This is a genomic window from Streptomyces luteolus (genome assembly GCF_029968015.1).
GTDB classification, from domain to species: Bacteria; Actinomycetota; Actinomycetes; order Streptomycetales; family Streptomycetaceae; genus Streptomyces; species Streptomyces luteolus.
On record NZ_JASCIS010000008.1, the window covers coordinates 215,514 to 231,072 of the forward strand.

Below are 15,559 nucleotides of genomic sequence, written 5' to 3' on the forward strand. Positions count from 1 at the left end.
GGCGTGTCCGGGTCGGGGATCGCGGCGGCGGTGCCCGGTGGTGTTCCCGGGCCGCCCGCACAGGTAGCGTCCCGCGGATGGACACGCACAACCCCCAGGCCGGGATCACCGTGCAGCGGGCCCTCGAACTGCCCGGACTGCGCAGCGGACTCCCCGAGGTCGTCGCCTGCTCCGACCGGTTGCAGCGCACCGTGCGCTGGGTGCACGCCGGCGAGGTGCCGAACATCGCGTCGCTGCTTAAGGGCGGCGAGCTGCTCCTGACCACCGGGCTCGGGCTCGGAACGCGCCCCGCCGAGCAGCGGGCGTTCGTACGCAAGCTCGCGGAGCGCGGGATCGCGGCGCTCGTCGTGGAGCTGGGGCCGCGCTTCGCCCGGCTGCCCTCGGCGATCGTGGAGACGGCGCGCTCGGCCGGGCTTCCGCTGGTGCAGCTGCATCGCGAGGTGCCGTTCGTGACCGTGACCGAAGAGGTCCACACGGAGATCGTCAACGGCCACTACGCCCTCCTCAAGGAGGCCGACGAGGTGCACCGGCGCTGCACCGAGGCACTGCTCGCCGGGGGCGGAGCGCCCCAGGTCCTGTCCGTACTGGCCGAGTTCTGCGGCAACCCGGTGTTCCTGGAGACCGCGGACGGGCAGCTCCTCTACGCGGCCGGTCCCACCGCGGCCTCCGAGGCGGACGGGCCGGTCGTCGATCCGCTCCAGGTGTGGGAGTCGCTGCGCGGCCGGGCCCGGGGTGAGGGGCCGCCCGCGGGGTCGGTGCTGATCGACGTGCCGGGCGGGGGTCCCGGCGCGCCGGGTACCTCCGGTACGAGCGGGGTACGGGCGCGGATCGCGCTGCTCGCGGTGTCGGGGCCGGTGCAGCCGGTGCACCGCATGGCCGTCGAGCGGGCCGCCGGTTCGCTCGCCGTGGTCCTGATGCAGGCGCGGCAGGAGGAGGAGCTGGCGGCGCGCGGCCGCGGTAACTTCCTGTCCGACCTGGCCGAGGGCCGCATCAGCGCCGAGGACGCGCCCGCGCAGGCCCGGGTGCTCGGCTTCCGGCCCGGCTCGGGACCGCTGCTCCCGGTGGTGATGCGGGTCGCCGACTCCCTTGTGCCGAGCGGGAGTTGGGCGGTCCTCGCGCGGGCCGTCGCGGAGGAGCTGGCGGCAGTGGGGGTGCCCGTGCTTGTCGGCGTACGGCCGGTGGAAGGGCGGGTTCCGGTGCTGCTCGGGCTGCGGTCCGAGTCGGAGCGTACGGCGGTGGCCGACCGGGTCGCCGAGGCGATGCGGGCCGGGCTGCGGCAGGCGGACGAGCGGGCCGGGGTGCAGCGCGCCGGGGTGCGCCCGCCCGTCGTGGTCGTCGGCGTGGCGGGCGGCTGGGCCGCGGCGTCGGCGGGGCTGCGGCACGCGGCGGAGACGGCGACGGCGGCGCAGGGCCTGATCGACCGGCCGTGGTACGACGCCCGGCGCCTGGACACCGAGCTGCTGCTGTGGCGACTGCGGGAGCATCCCGACCTGGCGGCGTTCGTGGAGCGCGCGATCGGTCCGCTCCAGGACCACGACCGGCGCGCGAAGCCGCCCCTGCTGCCCACCCTGGAGACCTACCTCGCGCACGCGGGCCGCAAGGCGGAAACGGCCCGCGAGCTGCACCTCAACCGCCAGACCCTCTACAACCGCCTGGCCCGCATCGCGGAACTCCTCGGCACGGACCTGGACGACCCCCAGACGGTCCTCGCCCTGAGCCTGGCCCTGCGGGCGCGGCGGCACGTGGAGTGACGTCCGCGGGGAGACTCAGCGCCGAAAGGGCTGGGCCAATTCGTCGTACACGCTGAGAACCTGGGCCACCGTGTCGTCCTCCGTCGGCCAACTCGCCGCCTGAGCACGGCCGTTGCTGCTGAGGCGGGCATGGTGGGCGGGGTCGGTCAGGAGGCGGGTCACGGAGGTGGCGAGGGCGGGGGCGTCGCCGTACGGGACGAGTTCGGCGGCGTCGCCGACCAGTTCGGGCAGGCCCCCGACGGCCGTCGCGACCAGCGGAACGCCCGCGTGCAGGGCCTCGTGGGCCAGGATCGAGCGGGACTCCCAGCGGCTGGGAAGGAGCGCCACGTCGGCCGCCGCGAGGAGCTCCGGGACATCGCCGCGGCGGCCGAGGAGGCGTACGGGCAGGCCCTCCGCGTCGATGCGGCGCTGCAGCGGGCCGCGCTCGGGGCCCTCGCCCGCGATCAGCACGAGCGGTACGGGGTCGAGGCCGCGCCAGCTGCGGGCGGCGTCCAGGAGCGTGTCGTAGCCGCGGTACCGGTCGAGGGAGCCGACCGCCAGCAGCAACGGGCGGTCCACCGCACCCAGTTCGGCCCGCGTCTTGTGGTGCGTCCCGTCCGGCACCGGGCGGCGCGGCGCCGGGAACGCGACGGGTGCGAGGCGGGCGTCCCGGGCGCCGCTGCCGCGCGCCCGGTCGACCAGGTCGGACGACGTACCGAGGAGCACCGCGCTGGAGCGCGCCACCCGTCGTTCGAGTAGCCGCTGCACCCGCGCCCGCGCGCCCTCGGCGTGCGCCCGGGTGTGCCAGGTGACGACCAGGGGCGTACGGCCGAGCACGGGCACCGGTCGGCGGCCGCGCAGCGCCAGCGAGGAGCGGAGCCCGGCGTGCAGCCCGTGCGCGTGCACCAGGTCGGCGCCCGCGCAGGCGCCGCGCAGGGCGACCACCGAGACCGGGTCGCTGCGCCGCGGCACGGGCACGAACTCCGCGCCGGCTGCGGTGAAGTCGTACATCCCGTCGAGCTCGGCGGGGGCGCACACGGTCACGCGCACGCCGCGCGCGACGAGGCCCGCGGAGAGGGAGCGGACGTGCGCGCTGCTGCCCGCGCTGCCGCCGCCGAGCACCTGCACGGTGCGCAGGGGCGGCCGGCCCTGTGATGGGGGGCTGCTCACGTGGGTCACGTGGCCGGACTCCTGGGTCGGCTTCGTCGGATGGGTCCGCCGCGGTGCCCGGTGCGGGCGCCCGTGGGGGCGGGCCCGGCGGGGCGCCTCGTGCCGGTGGTGTCCGGGACGTGCGCGGGGCGGCTGTGCGGAACGCCTCGCCAAGGATGCCAGCCCGCACGGGAGTTCCGGCACCGCCGGTGGTGGGCAGCCGTGTCGGGCCGGGGCCCGGGCCCGGCGGATCACCCACACGGGTGATCGTCCGCGTCTCCGCCGACGCGGTCTCCGGCGGTGACACGCCCGGGCGCGCGAGGAGCATCGAGGTACGGCGGGAGGGACAGCGCGGCGCAGCCGCATCGCTCAGGGGCGCGGGGAACTGCGCGAGGACTGGCCACCCGCCCGCGGACGGCAAGGAACCGCACCCCGCAGACGGGAACCCGTCACACGTCTGCCCGCGCCGCCGCAAGCAACTCCTCCGCGTGCGCGCGGGCGCTCTGGGAGTCCTCCTGGCCCGCGAGCATCCGCGACAGCTCGCGGACCCGGTCCTCGCCCTCCAGGACCTTCACGCCGGAACGCGTCACCGAACCGTCGTTGGTCTTCTCCACCAGCAGCTGCCGGTCGGCGAAGGCCGCCACCTGCGGCAGGTGGGTGACCACCACGACCTGCGCGGAGCGGGCGAGCTTCGCGAGCCTGCGGCCCACTTCGACGGCCGCCTTGCCGCCGACGCCCGCGTCGACCTCGTCGAAGAGGTACGTCGGTACGGGGTCGGAGCCCGCGAAGACCACCTCGACGGCGAGCATCACGCGGGACAGCTCACCGCCCGAGGCGCCCTTGGCGATGGGCCGCGGCGGCGCTCCGGGGTGCGGGGCGAGCAGCAGCTCCACCTCGTCCACACCGGTCGCGGTGTACGCCACGGACCGGCCGCCGACCTCGATGCCGTCGGCGTCCTCGGCCACCTCGGTCTGCCGGATGTCGATGGTCACGCGCGCGTGCGGCATGGCGAGCGAGGCCAGCTCCTCGGTGACCGCGGCGGCGAAACGCTCCGCCGCCTCCGTCCGCGCGTCCGTCAACGCCTGGGCCAGACCGGCGAGTTCGGAGCTGAGGGCGTCCCGCTCGGCGGTCAGTTCGCCGATCCGGTCGTCGTCCCCGTCGAGTTCGGTGAGGCGCGCGGCGCTCTGCTCGGCCCAGGCGAGGACGCCGGCAGCACCCCCGACGCCGTCGTCCCTGCCGTACTTGCGCGTGAGCTGGGTCAGCGCGGCCCGGCGCTCCTCGACGGCGGCGAGGCGCAGCGGGTCGGCGTCCAGGTCGTCCGCGTACCCGGCGAGCTCGCCCGCCACGTCGGCGAGCAGGATGCCGATCTCGCCGAGCCGTTCGGCGAGCGCGGCGAGGGCCGGGTCGTGCGAGCGCACCGCGTCGAGGGCGCGCTGCGCGCCGCCGACCAGGAGACCCGCGTCGACGCCCTCGGGGTCCTCGGGGTTGCCCGCGAGCGCGGCGTGCCCGGCCGCGGCGGCGGAGGCGAGGGCCTCGGCGTGGCCCAGGCGCTCGGCCTCGGCGGCGAGTTCGACGTCCTCGCCCGCGCGGGGTTCGACGGCGGCGATCTCGTCGAGGCCGAACCGCAGCAGGTCCGCCTCCTGGGCGCGTTCGCGGGCGCGGGTGGTCAGCTCGTCGAGCTCGACGGCGACCGCCCGCAGCCTGCGGTAGGCGGCCGCGTACTTCTCCAGCGGGACGGAGACCGCGTCCCCCGCGTACCGGTCGAGGGCCTGCCGCTGCCGGGCGGGCTTGAGGAGGCCCTGCTGGTCGGTCTGCCCGTGCACGGCGACCAGGTCGTCGGCGAGCTCGCCGAGCAGCCCGACCGGCACGGACCGCCCGCCGAGGTGCGCCCGCGAGCGTCCTTCGGCGGAGACCGTACGGCTGATGAGCAACGCCCCGTCGTCCAGTTCGGCGCCCGCCTCCTCGGCGCGTACGAGGGCCGAGGAATCCGCGGGTACGGCGATCCGCCCCTCCACCACCGCCGACTTCGCACCGATCCGCACCAGGGCCGGGTCCGCGCGCCCGCCGAGCAGCAGGCCGAGGCTGGTGACGACCATCGTCTTGCCCGCGCCCGTCTCGCCGGTCACGGCGGTGAAGCCTGGTGACAGCTCGACGACCGCGTCGTCGATGACTCCGAGCGACCGTATCCGCATCTCCTCCAACACGGACCTGACCATACGAGGTTTCCCCCGCACGGCGCGACGTCACCCCGGTTTCGACGCCGAAGCCACAGGTCGAAGGCCCGCAGGGGTCACTCGTCAGTGGGGCGCCCCGCGCCAGCCCGAGACCGGCAGCGCGAACTTGGCGACGAGCCGGTCCGTGAACGAGGCGTGGTGCAGCCGGGCGAGGCGTACGGGCACGGCGCCACGGCGCACCTCGACGCGCGCGCCCGCGGGCAGCTCCACGGTCCTGCGCCCGTCGCACCACAGCACGCCGTGCGGCGTGTGCGGCTGCACCTCGACCGCGAGCACCGAACTCGGCGATGTCACCAGGGGTTTGGCGAACAGGGCGTGCGCGCTGATCGGCACCATGAGCAGCGCCTCGACCTCCGGCCACACCACGGGCCCGCCCGCCGAGAACGCGTACGCCGTCGAACCCGTCGGGGTCGCGCAGACGATGCCGTCGCAGCCGAAGCCGGAGACGGGACGGCCATCGATCTCCAGGACGACCTCCAGCATCCGCTCGGGCGACACCTTCTGAACGGCGGCCTCGTTCATCGCCCAGTCGGCGTGCACGACCGAGCCGTTGTCGCGGACGAGGACGTCGAGGGTCATGCGCTCCTCGACCTCGTACGAGCGGGTGACGACGCGGTCGACGACCTTGTCGAGGTCGTCGCGCTCGGCCTCGGCGAGGAAGCCGACCCGGCCCAGGTTGACGCCGAGCATCGGCACACCGGAGGCGCGGGCGAACTCGGCGCCGCGCAGCAGCGTGCCGTCGCCGCCGAGGACGACGATCAGCTCGCAGCCGTCGAGGACGTCGGGCGTGGCCTCGTGGACCTGCTCGACGGCGGGCGGCAGCGGCAGGTCACAGGCCTCGGCCTCCAGGACCCGCACGCCGAGGCCGTTCTTCAGGAGGCCCTGGACGACGAGTTCGGCGCTGCGCACCGCGGCCGCCCTGCCGGTGTGCGCGAGGAGGAACACGGTCCGCGCCGCCCCGCCGGCCGCCTCGGTTTCCTCGGCGGTCTCGCCTTCCGTCACCGCTCCCCCTCCGCTGGTCGTCAACTCGGTCCCTCCGCCACTGCACGGTCGACATCGGCCGGGTCGAGCTCGGGTGCCCCGGCCGTGAGCCACAGAAAGTACTCGACGTTCCCGGACGGCCCCGGCAGCGGGCTCGCGGTGACCCCGCGCACTCCGTAGCCCAGCTTCCAGGCCTGCGCCGCCACGGTCCGCACGGCCTCGGCGCGCAGCTCGGGGCTGCGGACGACGCCGCCGCTGCCGAGCCGCTCCTTGCCCACCTCGAACTGCGGCTTGACCATCAGGACCAGGTCCGCCCCGGCCGCCGCGCAGCCCACGAGGGCGGGCAGCACCAGGCCGAGCGGGATGAAGGAGAGGTCGCCGACGACCAGGTCGACCGGCACGCCGTCGATCGCGTCGAGCGTCAACTCCCGTACGTTCGTACGGTCCTTGACGGTGACCCGCTCGTCGCTCTGCAGGGACCAGGCCAGCTGCCCGTACCCCACGTCCACGGCGACGACACGGTCGGCGCCGGCGCGCAGCAGCACATCCGTGAAGCCGCCGGTGGAGGCGCCCGCGTCCAGGGCCCGGCGGCCCTCGACCTGAAGGCCCTGCGGGACGAAGGCGGCGAGGGCGCCCGCCAGTTTGTGTCCGCCGCGCGAGACGTAGTCGGGGTCGTCGTCGTCCGCGGACACCACGATCGCGGCGCCGGTCGCGACCTGCGTCGCCGGCTTGGTCGCGGTGTTGCGGTCGACGGTGACGCGTCCGGCGGCGATCAGCTGGCTCGCGTGCTCGCGTGAGCGCGCGAGTTTGCGGCGCACCAGCTCGGCGTCGAGGCGGCGGCGTGCCACTCCTGCCACGTTCGGTTCAGCTCCTGAGGTCGTACGGCCTTGAGGGGGCGGAGGCCGGTGGGCCCTGGCGTGCGTCGAGCGCGGTCAGCGCGGAGCGCAGCCCCTGGTGTACATCCTCGTACACCTCGATGTGTCCGTCCGTGGCGAGGTGGTCGACATCGGCCAGGCGCTCCAGCTGCGCGTCCACGTCGGCTTCGCCGGTGGCGGTACGCGGGACGGCGAGCGGGCGGGGCTCGGCAGGGTCGGGGGCCCGCTCGTCCTCGGCCGGGTGCGGGACGGCCGGCTCGGGCTGCGGCTCGGCGTCCGGCATCGTGTCGCTCATGGACCCGACGCTACCGCGAAGCGCTGGGGTACCGTCGTCGCGATGGCGACGATCAAGGAGTGCCGCAGCGCACTCAGCAGGCTTTCGGACAATCTCGCGCAGGCCGACGGGGAGGTCCGCGGCGCCGCCGCGCTCGACCGCTCGCTGAGCTGCCACATCACGGACCTGGACGCCACGTTCACGGGACGCCTGGAGGACGGCAGCATCCACGTCGCCGACGTGCACGACGGCCCGCCGAGCGAGAAGGCCCAGATCCGCCTGGCCATGACGGGCGACGACCTGGTGGCCATGGTCGCCGGCGAGCTGAACTTCGCGAAGGCCTGGGCCACGGGCCGAGTCCGCCTGGAGGCGGGCGTCCGAGACCTGCTGCGCCTCAGGTCACTGCTGTAGCCGAAAGTCGGTCCTCGTCAAATTCAGCCCTACCCCGCCAAATTCAGCCCTACCCCGGCAAATTCAGCCCCTCCGGCGTTTGAGGAGCGGGGGTCCGGGGGCGGAGCCCCCGCAGCCGACGGCAGTCTTTAGGGAAGGGGCGGGGAGGGGAGAAAACCAGCCCGTCCGGCGCTTGAGGACGAGCCCGCAGGGCGTCCGGACGGCAACCCATCCGACGCCGCCGGACGGCTACTTCCGCAGAACCGCCGTACGCCCCCTCCGCGCCACCGGAACCACCAGCGGAGTCCCCGTCTCCGGATCGTCGATGACCTGGCACGGCAGGCCGAACACCGCCTCCACCAGCTCGGCAGTGACGATCTCGGACGGAGCGCCCTCCGCGATCACCGCGCCGTCGCGGAGCGCGATCAGGTGGGTGGCGTAGCGGGCGGCGTGGTTGAGGTCGTGCAGGACCGCGACGAGGGTGCGGCCCTGCTCCTCGTGCAGCTCGGCACACAGGTCGAGCACGTCTATCTGGTGCTGGATGTCCAGGTACGTGGTGGGCTCGTCCAGGAGCAGCAGCGGGGTCTGCTGGGCCAGGGCCATGGCGATCCACACGCGCTGGCGCTGTCCGCCGGACAGTTCGTCGACATAGCGGTCGGCCAGCTCACCGACCCCGGTCGACGCCATCGACTCCCGTACGACCCGCTCGTCCTCCGCCGACCACTGCCGGAGCAGCCCCTGGTGCGGGTAGCGGCCGCGGGCCACCAGGTCGCCGACCGTGATGCCGTCGGGCGCGATCGACGACTGCGGCAGCAGGCCGAGCGTCTTGGCGACCTTCTTCGCGGGCATCGAGTGGATGGTCTGCCCGTCGAGCAGCACCCGCCCGTGCGAGGGCTTCAGCATCCGCGAAAGGGCGCGCAGGAGCGTCGACTTGCCGCAGGCGTTGGGCCCGACGATCACGGTGAAGGAGTTGTCCGGGATCTCGACCGAAAGTCGCTCCGCGATCACCCGCTGGTCGTAGCCGAGGGTCACGTCGTCGGCGATGAGGCGATTCACTGCGGTGCTCCCGGGTGCGGTGGGGTCGGTCGTCGGATCATGGGGTCGGTCGTCGGATCAGGGGACGGCGAAGGGGTGCGTTTCCGGCTCATATCCGCCCCGCCCTGCGCTCGGAGACGAGCAGCCACAGCAGATACACGCCGCCGAGCACCCCCGTGAGGACGCCCACGGGCAGCGTGTCCGCGCCGAACGCCCGCTGCGCGGCCAGGTCGGCGGCGATCAGGAGCCCGGCGCCCATCAGCAGCGACGCCACCAGGTTCGGGCCGGGCGACCGGGTGAGCCGGCGCGCCAGCTGCGGCGCGGTCAGCGCCACGAACGAGACGGGCCCGGCCGCGGCGGTCGCCGACGCGGTGAGCAGGACGGCCGCCAGCATCAGCACGATCCGCGTCCGCTCGGGCCGCACCCCGAGGGCGTACGCCACGTCGTCGCCCATCTCCAGCATCCGCAGCGGCCGGGCGTACGCGAGGACGAGCGGTACGAGGACGGCGCACAGCCAGAACAGCGGCTCGACCTGGTCCCAGTCCCGCCCGTTCAGGGAGCCCGCCATCCACACGTACGCGCGGGCCGCGTCGACCAGGTCGGCCTTGGTCAGCAGGTAGCCGTTGAGCGCGGTGAGGATCGCGGCGGCGCCGATGCCGACGAGCACGAGCCGGTAGCCGTGCACCCCGCGCTTCCAGGCGAGCAGGTAGATCAGTACGCCGGTGACGAGCCCGCCCACGAGCGAGCCCGCCGCGACCGCGACGGCGCTGCCCTGGAACAGCACGATGACCGTGAGCGCCCCCACCGTCGAGCCCTGCCCGAAGCCGATGATGTCCGGACTGCCCAGCGGATTGCGGGAGATGGACTGGAAGATCGCCCCGGCCAGGCCGAGCGAGGCCCCGACGAGCAGTCCGACCAGGACCCGCGGCAGCCGCAGGTCGTTCACGATGAACGTGTGCGCGGTCGTGCCGTTGCCGAGCAGCGTGCTGATGACGTCGGTGGCCGGGATCTCGAAGTCGCCGGTGCCGATGAGCACCACGGCGACGACGAGCGCGGCCACGCAGAGCAGCACCCCGACGACCAGGGCGCGCGGCTCGATCCGTACGGAGAGACCGCTCCCGGTACGAACCGCCTTCAGGGACTTCACAGTTGAGCCATCCTCCGGCGTCGTACGAGGTAGATGAAGAGCGGGCCGCCGATGAGCGCGGTGACGATGCCGACCTGCAGCTCGGAGGGGCGGGCCACGACCCGGCCGATGACGTCGGCGCCGAGCAGCAGCACCGGCGACAGGACCGTCGCGTACGGCAGGATCCAGCGCTGGTCGGGGCCGGTGAAGGCGCGGACCATGTGCGGCACCATCAGGCCGACGAACGCGATCGGACCGCAGGCCGCGGTGGCCGCTCCGCAGAGCAGGGTCGCGGCGGCCATGGCGAGGATCCGGGTGCGGTTGACGCGCGCGCCGAGCGCGACGGCGGTGTCGTCGCCCATCGCCATCGCGTTCAGCGGCCGCGCGAGGCCGAGCGCGAGCAGCAGGCCGACGGCGATGAACGGGGCGACCTGGCCGATGGTCGACATCGACGCCGAGGCCAGCGAACCGACCGTCCAGAAGCGCATCTTGTCGAGGGCGGAGCTGTCGAGCAGCATCACGGCGTTGATGTAGCCGATCAGCGCCGCGGTGACCGCCGTACCGGCGAGCGCGAGCCGCACCGGGGTGGCGCTGCGGACCCCGCCGAGCGCGTACACGAGCACGGACACGACGGCGGCGCCGAGGAACGCGAACCAGACATAGCCGGTGAGCGAGGTGACGCCGAGAAAGCTGATCGCACTGACGACGGCGGCGGACGCGCCCGCGTTGATGCCGAGCAGCCCGGGGTCGGCGAGCGGATTGCGGGTCAGCGCCTGCAGCACGGCCCCGGCGAGCCCGAGCGCGGCCCCGACGAGCAGGCCGAGCAGGGTACGGGGCAGCCGCAGGTCCCTGATGACGACGTCGTTGTCCGTGCCGGTGGCGGAGAACAGCCCGTGCCAGACGTCGCCGACGGGTATCTGCTTGGCACCGACGGCGATGCTCGCGACGACGACCAGGGCGAGCACTCCCACGGCGAGAAGGAGCCCGACAGCGCGGATCGCCTGCCGCCCGCGGGGTGCCGGGGGCTCGGGCGGGGACGCCTCGGTGCGCTCGGGAGAGGGACTGTCGACCAACACCCGGTTAGGTTAGCCTACCCTGCCAACGGCTTGACCTGCGCGTACCCGCCCCCGGCCCGGAACTTCAGAGCCCCAGCCGCGCCAGCGCCTTCTCAGAGCCCCAGCCGCGCCAGCACCTTCCCCGCGTCCAGGCCGCACGTCCCCGCACCCGCCGCCGTCCACGCCGCGGCGCACAGCGCGCGCAGCCCGTCCATCGGCTCGCCGTCCCCGTCGAGCTCCAGCGCCTCGCCGGTCGCCCGCGCCACGAAGGAGCCGCAACGGAAGCTCTCCCCGTCAGCCGTCACCTCCGGCTGCCCGGTCAGCAGGCCGCGCAGATCCGTGTCCACGTACGTCGGCCGGTGCTCGGGCGGGGCCGCGAGCAGCTGGGCCGCGTCGGTCACCCCGGTCAGCACGAGCAGCGAGTCCACCTCGCCGTTGAACGCGCCCTCGATGTCCGTGTCCAGACGGTCACCTACGACCAGCGGCCGCTCCGCCCCGGTCCGCAGGATCGTCTCCCGGTGCATCGGCGGCAGCGGCTTGCCCGCCACCTGCGGCTCGGCTCCGGTCGCGATCCGTACGACCTCGACCGCCGCACCGTTGCCGGGCGCGATGCCCCGCGCACTCGGGATCGTCAGGTCCGTGTTGGACGCGAACCACGGCACTCCCCGCGCGATCGCATAGCAGGCCTCGGCGAACCGCCCCCACGCCAACTCCGGACCGCCGTACCCCTGCACGACCGCCGCAGGACCGTCCTCCGCCGACTCCACCGGCACGAGCCCCCGCTCCCGCAGCGCCGACCGCAGCCCCTCGCCGCCGATCACCAGGACCTTCGAGCCCCGCGGCACCTGCTCGGCGATCAGCCGGGCCACCGCCTGCGCGGAGTTGATCACGTCCGCGGCCTCGGTCGGCACCCCGAGCTCGGTGATGTGCTCGGCCACCACCTCCGGCGGCCGCAGCGCATTGTTCGTCACATACGCGAGATGCATCCCCCCGGCCCGCGCCGCGAGCAGCGACTCCACCGCGTACGCGATCGCCTCACCGCCCGTGTACACCACCCCGTCCAGGTCGAGCAGCGCCGTGTCGTACGCCTCGCTCAACGCCCGCTCACTGCCGCCCGGGCTCGTCCTGACGGTCTGGCTCATCACGTACGGCTCCTCGACTCGACGACACTCCCCCCGATCATCTCGCACTCCAGTGCCCACCCATACGATGCAGGCATGAACACCACAGGTCCGGACGGCAAGGGGCTGCGCCTCACCCCCATCCGGGGACTGCGCTACGTCCCCGACCGCGTCGGCTCGCTCGCCGCAGTGACGTCCCCGCCGTACGACGTGGTGGTGCGCCCGGACGGACTCCTGCACCTGGAGTCCGCCGACCCGCACAACATCGTCCGCCTCATCCTGCCGCAGGCCGACACCCCCGAGGCCCGCCACCAGCAGGCCGCCGACACCCTCCGCGAGTGGCTCGCCGACGGGATACTCGCCCCCGAGGCCGAGCCCGCCCTGTACGTCTACGAGCAGCGCAACGGCGACCTCCTGCAGCGCGGACTCATCGGCGCCCTGGAACTCTCCGAGGCCCACGAGGGCGTCGTCCTGCCGCACGAGGACGTCATGCCGCACATCATCGAGGACCGCGCGGACCTGATGGGCGCCACCGCCGCCAACCTCGAACCACTGCTGCTCACCTACCGCGGCGAGGGCACCAGGACCGGCGCCACCGCGGTCATCGAACGCGCCGTGAACCTCCCGCCGCTGCTCTCCACGACCACCGAGGACGGCTTCAGCCACCGTCTCTGGTCGGTCACCGACCCGGCCGAACTCGCCGAGATCCAGGCCGACTTCGCCCACCGCCAGGCCCTGATCGCCGACGGCCACCACCGCTGGGCCACCTATCTGCGGCTGCGCGGCCGCCACACGTCCCCGTCTCCGTGGGACCACGGCCTGGTGCTGCTCGTCGACACGACCCGCTATCCGCTGCAGGTCCGCGCCATCCACCGCCTCCTGCACGGCCTGCCGGTCGCCGACGCCCTGACGGCCGTCGCCGACTCCTTCCGCGTACGCCGCGTCGACGCCCCGCTCCCCCGCGCACTCGACGCCCTCGCGGAGGCGGCCGCCGAGTCGAACGCGTTCCTGCTCGCCGGCGACGGCACGTTCCACCTCGTCGACCGCCCGGACCCCGGCCTCCTGACCCGCACGATCCGCCACGACCGCCCGGAGCTGTGGCGCACCCTGGACGCCACGGTGCTGCACTCCACACTCCTGGACCACATCTGGCGCATCCCGGACGACCCGGACCACATCGCGTACATCCACGACACCCGCGCCGCGGTCCAGAAGGCCGAACACGACGGCGGTACGGCGGTCCTGATGCACCCGGTCCACGAGGAGGTCGTACGCGAACTGGCCCGCCAGGGCGTCACGATGCCCCGCAAGTCCACGTCCTTCGGCCCGAAGCCGGCCACGGGCCTGGTCCTGCGCAGCCTGGAGCACTGAGCGGCACAGAGGCGATACGAAAGTGGGAGGGGCGGGACCGATCCGGTCCCGCCCCTCCCACGTGCCACGGCTACTTACCGGTCGTCGTCCGAGTCCGAGTCCGTATCCGTATCCGTATCCGTGTCCGTGTCCGTGTCCTGGTCCTTCTCCGCCTCGGCGGCGGGCGGCACGTCGGCGTCCGCCTCCTCGTCGAAGGCGTCGACGAACTCCACGCCGTCCATCTCGGCGAGCCGGTCGGAGGCGTCCGTGCTGCCGTCCCGGTCGGCCTCGGCGGTCTTGGCGAACCACTCGCGCGCCTCGCCCTCACGCCCGGCGGCAAGCAGCGCGTCGGCGTACGCGTACCGCAGCCGCGCGGTCCACGGCTGCACGGAGTTCGACGCCAGCTCGGGGCTCTGCAGCGTCACGATCGCCGCGTCGAGCTGCCCCATGTCACGGCGCGCACCCGCGGCGACGAGACGCATCTCGACCTGCCCGGCCTTGTCGAGCTTCTGCACCTCGGGCCCACCGGCCATGTCCAGCGCCTTCTCGGGCCGCCCGAGCCCACGCTCACAGTCCGCCATGACGGGCCACAGCTCCGCGGAACCGGTCATCCGCCGCGCGGCCCGGAACTCGGCGAGCGCCTCGGAGTACTTCTGGTTCGCGTACGCGGCGAAGCCGGCCGCTTCCCGCACGGCCGCCACACGCGAGGCGAGCCGCAGGGCCACCCGCGAGTAGCCGTACGCCTGCTCCGGGTCCTCGTCGATGAGCTTGGCGACCATCACCAGGTTCCTGGCGACGTCCTCCGCGAGCCCCTTCGGCAGGCTCTGCAGCTCCTGGCGTACGTCGGCGTCGATCTCCTCGCCGGTGACGTCGTCCGGGATCGGCAGCCGCTTGATCGGCTCGCGGTCGGACCGGTCGTCCCTGCGCGGGCCGCGGTCGTCCCGGCCGTCACGCCCGCGGTAGCCACCGCCGCCGCCTCGTCGGTCATCACGCCGGTCGTCCCGCCCACGGAACCCACCGGGGCGCCCGCCTCGGTCGTCCCGACGGGGGCCACGGCCACCGCGGTCGTCACGGCGGTCGTCGCGGCGGTCGTCCCTGCGGTCGTCGCGGCCCCGGAAGCCTCCGCCTCCGCGCCGGTCGTCACGGCGGTCGTCGCGGCGGTCGTCTCGGCGGTCGTCCCGCCGGAAGCCACCCGGCCGGTCGTCACGACGGAATCCGCGGTCGTGGTCGTCCCGCCGGTCGTCACGGCGGTCATCGCGCCGGTCATCGCGACGGAAGGGGGGCCGCCCACGGTCGTCGCGGCGATCATCACGCCTGTCGTCGCGACGGAAACCACCACGGTCATCGCGCCGGTCGTCTCGACGGTCGTCCCGCCGGAAGCCACCGGGGCGGTCATCGCGTCGATCATCGCGCCGGAATCCACGGTCACGGTCGTCCCGCCGGTCGTCACGGCGGTCATCGCGACGGAAGGGGGGCCGCCCGCCACGGTCGTCGCGGCGATCGTCACGCCTGTCGTCGCGACGGTCGTCCCTGCGGAAGCCGGGGCGGTCGTCACGACGGTCGTCCCGCCGAAATCCACCACGGTCGTTGTCACGGCGGTCATCGCGACGGAATCCACGGTCGCGGTCGTCCCGCCGGTCGTCACGGCGATCATCGCGACGATCGTCCCGCCGGAAGCCACCCGGCCGGTCGTCACGACGGTCATCGCGTCGGAACCCGCGGTCCCGGTCCCTGCCGCGGTCACGGTCGTCGCGCCGGCCGTAGCCACCGCGATCACCGCGATCACCGTCACGGCGCGGTCCGCCGCGGTAGCCGCCTCGGTCCCTGTCGTCCCGTCCACGCTGCTCGCGTTCGGGACGATCGTCGGGAGAGTTGGTCGACATCGGTGACTCCTGTCTTCGGTACCGCAGTCATTCTTGCGCACCCGGCTTCGGGCCGCGCTTCGACGAATAAACAAAAAAGGACCCTTGGTCCCAGCGTGAACGCTGGGACCAAGGGTCCTCTAAGAATTGTTCGGCGGCGTCCTACTCTCCCACAGGGTCCCCCCTGCAGTACCATCGGCGCTGTGAGGCTTAGCTTCCGGGTTCGGAATGTAACCGGGCGTTTCCCTCACGCTATGACCACCGAAACCCTATGAAGTATCCCGTCGAAAACGGGACGCTGAACAGGGCAGCGAACAAGCACACTCTTTAGTTGAGTAATTGTTCAGCCGACAACAGCTGTTCGTTACTTCAGAACT

Annotated in this window: 14 protein-coding genes and 1 rRNA gene; 4 read left to right on the forward strand and 11 right to left on the reverse strand. The window is 73.7% G+C overall.

What is annotated here, in order from left to right; genetic code table 11:
- The first annotated feature begins 77 nt into the window (after nucleotides 1-77).
- On the forward strand, nucleotides 78-1,751 hold the full coding sequence (locus tag QIT00_RS10630) for a PucR family transcriptional regulator (protein WP_282534916.1): 1,674 nt from the start codon (nucleotides 78-80) through the stop codon (nucleotides 1,749-1,751).
- Between the two features lie 15 nt (nucleotides 1,752-1,766).
- On the opposite strand, the gene QIT00_RS10635 is transcribed toward QIT00_RS10630, so the two are convergent.
- The 5 genes from QIT00_RS10635 to QIT00_RS10655 form a co-directional block, all read right to left on the reverse strand.
- Nucleotides 1,767-2,909 carry a glycosyltransferase family 4 protein gene (locus QIT00_RS10635; RefSeq protein ID WP_282534917.1) on the reverse strand — a complete coding sequence of 381 codons (1,143 nt, stop codon included), beginning with the start codon at nucleotides 2,907-2,909 and terminating at the stop codon, nucleotides 1,767-1,769.
- Between the two features lie 419 nt (nucleotides 2,910-3,328).
- Nucleotides 3,329-5,095, reverse strand: a complete 1,767-nt coding sequence (gene recN, locus QIT00_RS10640; RefSeq protein WP_282534918.1) for a DNA repair protein RecN — start codon at nucleotides 5,093-5,095, stop codon at nucleotides 3,329-3,331.
- Nucleotides 5,096-5,176: 81 nt separating this feature from the next.
- Entirely contained in the window at nucleotides 5,177-6,115 is a 939-nt protein-coding gene (locus QIT00_RS10645) for an NAD kinase (protein ID WP_282534919.1), read from the reverse strand.
- 20 nt (nucleotides 6,116-6,135) lie between these two features.
- Nucleotides 6,136-6,951 (reverse strand): TlyA family RNA methyltransferase, encoded by an 816-nt coding sequence (locus QIT00_RS10650; RefSeq protein ID WP_282534920.1) that lies wholly within the window; start codon nucleotides 6,949-6,951, stop codon nucleotides 6,136-6,138.
- A gap of 7 nt (nucleotides 6,952-6,958) precedes the next feature.
- The gene (locus QIT00_RS10655; RefSeq protein WP_282534921.1) at nucleotides 6,959-7,264 is read right to left on the reverse strand and encodes a hypothetical protein; all 306 of its coding nucleotides are present in this window, start codon (nucleotides 7,262-7,264) and stop codon (nucleotides 6,959-6,961) included.
- Between the two features lie 42 nt (nucleotides 7,265-7,306).
- Between QIT00_RS10655 and QIT00_RS10660 the strand changes: the two genes are divergently transcribed.
- Nucleotides 7,307-7,654 (forward strand): alkyl sulfatase C-terminal domain-containing protein, encoded by a 348-nt coding sequence (locus QIT00_RS10660; protein ID WP_282534922.1) that lies wholly within the window; start codon nucleotides 7,307-7,309, stop codon nucleotides 7,652-7,654.
- A gap of 228 nt (nucleotides 7,655-7,882) precedes the next feature.
- Here the strand turns inward: QIT00_RS10660 and QIT00_RS10665 are convergent, their stop codons facing one another.
- From QIT00_RS10665 to QIT00_RS10680, 4 genes are all read right to left on the reverse strand, one after another.
- A complete protein-coding gene (locus QIT00_RS10665; RefSeq protein WP_282534923.1) occupies nucleotides 7,883-8,689 on the reverse strand; it encodes an ABC transporter ATP-binding protein in 807 nt (268 codons plus the stop codon).
- Nucleotides 8,690-8,777: 88 nt separating this feature from the next.
- Nucleotides 8,778-9,815, reverse strand: a complete 1,038-nt coding sequence (locus QIT00_RS10670; protein ID WP_282534924.1) for a FecCD family ABC transporter permease — start codon at nucleotides 9,813-9,815, stop codon at nucleotides 8,778-8,780.
- Nucleotides 9,812-10,870, reverse strand: a complete 1,059-nt coding sequence (locus QIT00_RS10675; RefSeq protein ID WP_282534925.1) for a FecCD family ABC transporter permease — start codon at nucleotides 10,868-10,870, stop codon at nucleotides 9,812-9,814. The genes QIT00_RS10670 and QIT00_RS10675 overlap by 4 nt, the downstream gene beginning before the upstream one ends.
- A 92-nt stretch (nucleotides 10,871-10,962) precedes the next feature.
- Nucleotides 10,963-11,991 (reverse strand): HAD hydrolase-like protein, encoded by a 1,029-nt coding sequence (locus QIT00_RS10680; RefSeq protein ID WP_282534926.1) that lies wholly within the window; start codon nucleotides 11,989-11,991, stop codon nucleotides 10,963-10,965.
- A 75-nt stretch (nucleotides 11,992-12,066) separates the two neighbouring features.
- On the opposite strand from QIT00_RS10680, the gene QIT00_RS10685 reads away from it, so the two are divergent.
- Nucleotides 12,067-13,341, forward strand: coding sequence for a DUF1015 domain-containing protein (locus tag QIT00_RS10685; RefSeq protein ID WP_282534927.1), 1,275 nt, complete (start codon nucleotides 12,067-12,069; stop codon nucleotides 13,339-13,341).
- A 74-nt stretch (nucleotides 13,342-13,415) separates the two neighbouring features.
- On the opposite strand, the gene QIT00_RS10690 is transcribed toward QIT00_RS10685, so the two are convergent.
- Entirely contained in the window at nucleotides 13,416-14,207 is a 792-nt protein-coding gene (locus tag QIT00_RS10690; protein ID WP_282534945.1) for a tetratricopeptide repeat protein, read from the reverse strand.
- 336 nt (nucleotides 14,208-14,543) lie between these two features.
- Here QIT00_RS10690 and QIT00_RS10695 point away from each other — a divergent pair, with 336 nt between their 5' ends.
- On the forward strand, nucleotides 14,544-15,209 hold the full coding sequence (locus tag QIT00_RS10695) for a hypothetical protein (RefSeq protein WP_282534946.1): 666 nt from the start codon (nucleotides 14,544-14,546) through the stop codon (nucleotides 15,207-15,209).
- Between the two features lie 122 nt (nucleotides 15,210-15,331).
- On the opposite strand, the gene rrf is transcribed toward QIT00_RS10695, so the two are convergent.
- Nucleotides 15,332-15,448, reverse strand: a 5S ribosomal RNA gene (rrf, locus tag QIT00_RS10700).
- Nucleotides 15,449-15,559: the final 111 nt, after the last annotated feature.

Bases quoted from the DNA above. Each gene is read 5' to 3' on its own strand.
- QIT00_RS10685 (WP_282534927.1), top strand. From the start codon at position 12,067: ATGAACACCACAGGTCCGGACGGCAAGGGGCTGCGCCTCACCCCCATC.
- recN (WP_282534918.1), bottom strand. From the start codon at position 5,095: ATGGTCAGGTCCGTGTTGGAGGAGATGCGGATACGGTCGCTCGGAGTC.
- QIT00_RS10660 (WP_282534922.1), top strand. From the start codon at position 7,307: ATGGCGACGATCAAGGAGTGCCGCAGCGCACTCAGCAGGCTTTCGGAC.
- QIT00_RS10680 (WP_282534926.1), bottom strand. From the start codon at position 11,991: ATGAGCCAGACCGTCAGGACGAGCCCGGGCGGCAGTGAGCGGGCGTTG.
- QIT00_RS10630 (WP_282534916.1), top strand. From the start codon at position 78: ATGGACACGCACAACCCCCAGGCCGGGATCACCGTGCAGCGGGCCCTC.
- QIT00_RS10655 (WP_282534921.1), bottom strand. From the start codon at position 7,264: ATGAGCGACACGATGCCGGACGCCGAGCCGCAGCCCGAGCCGGCCGTC.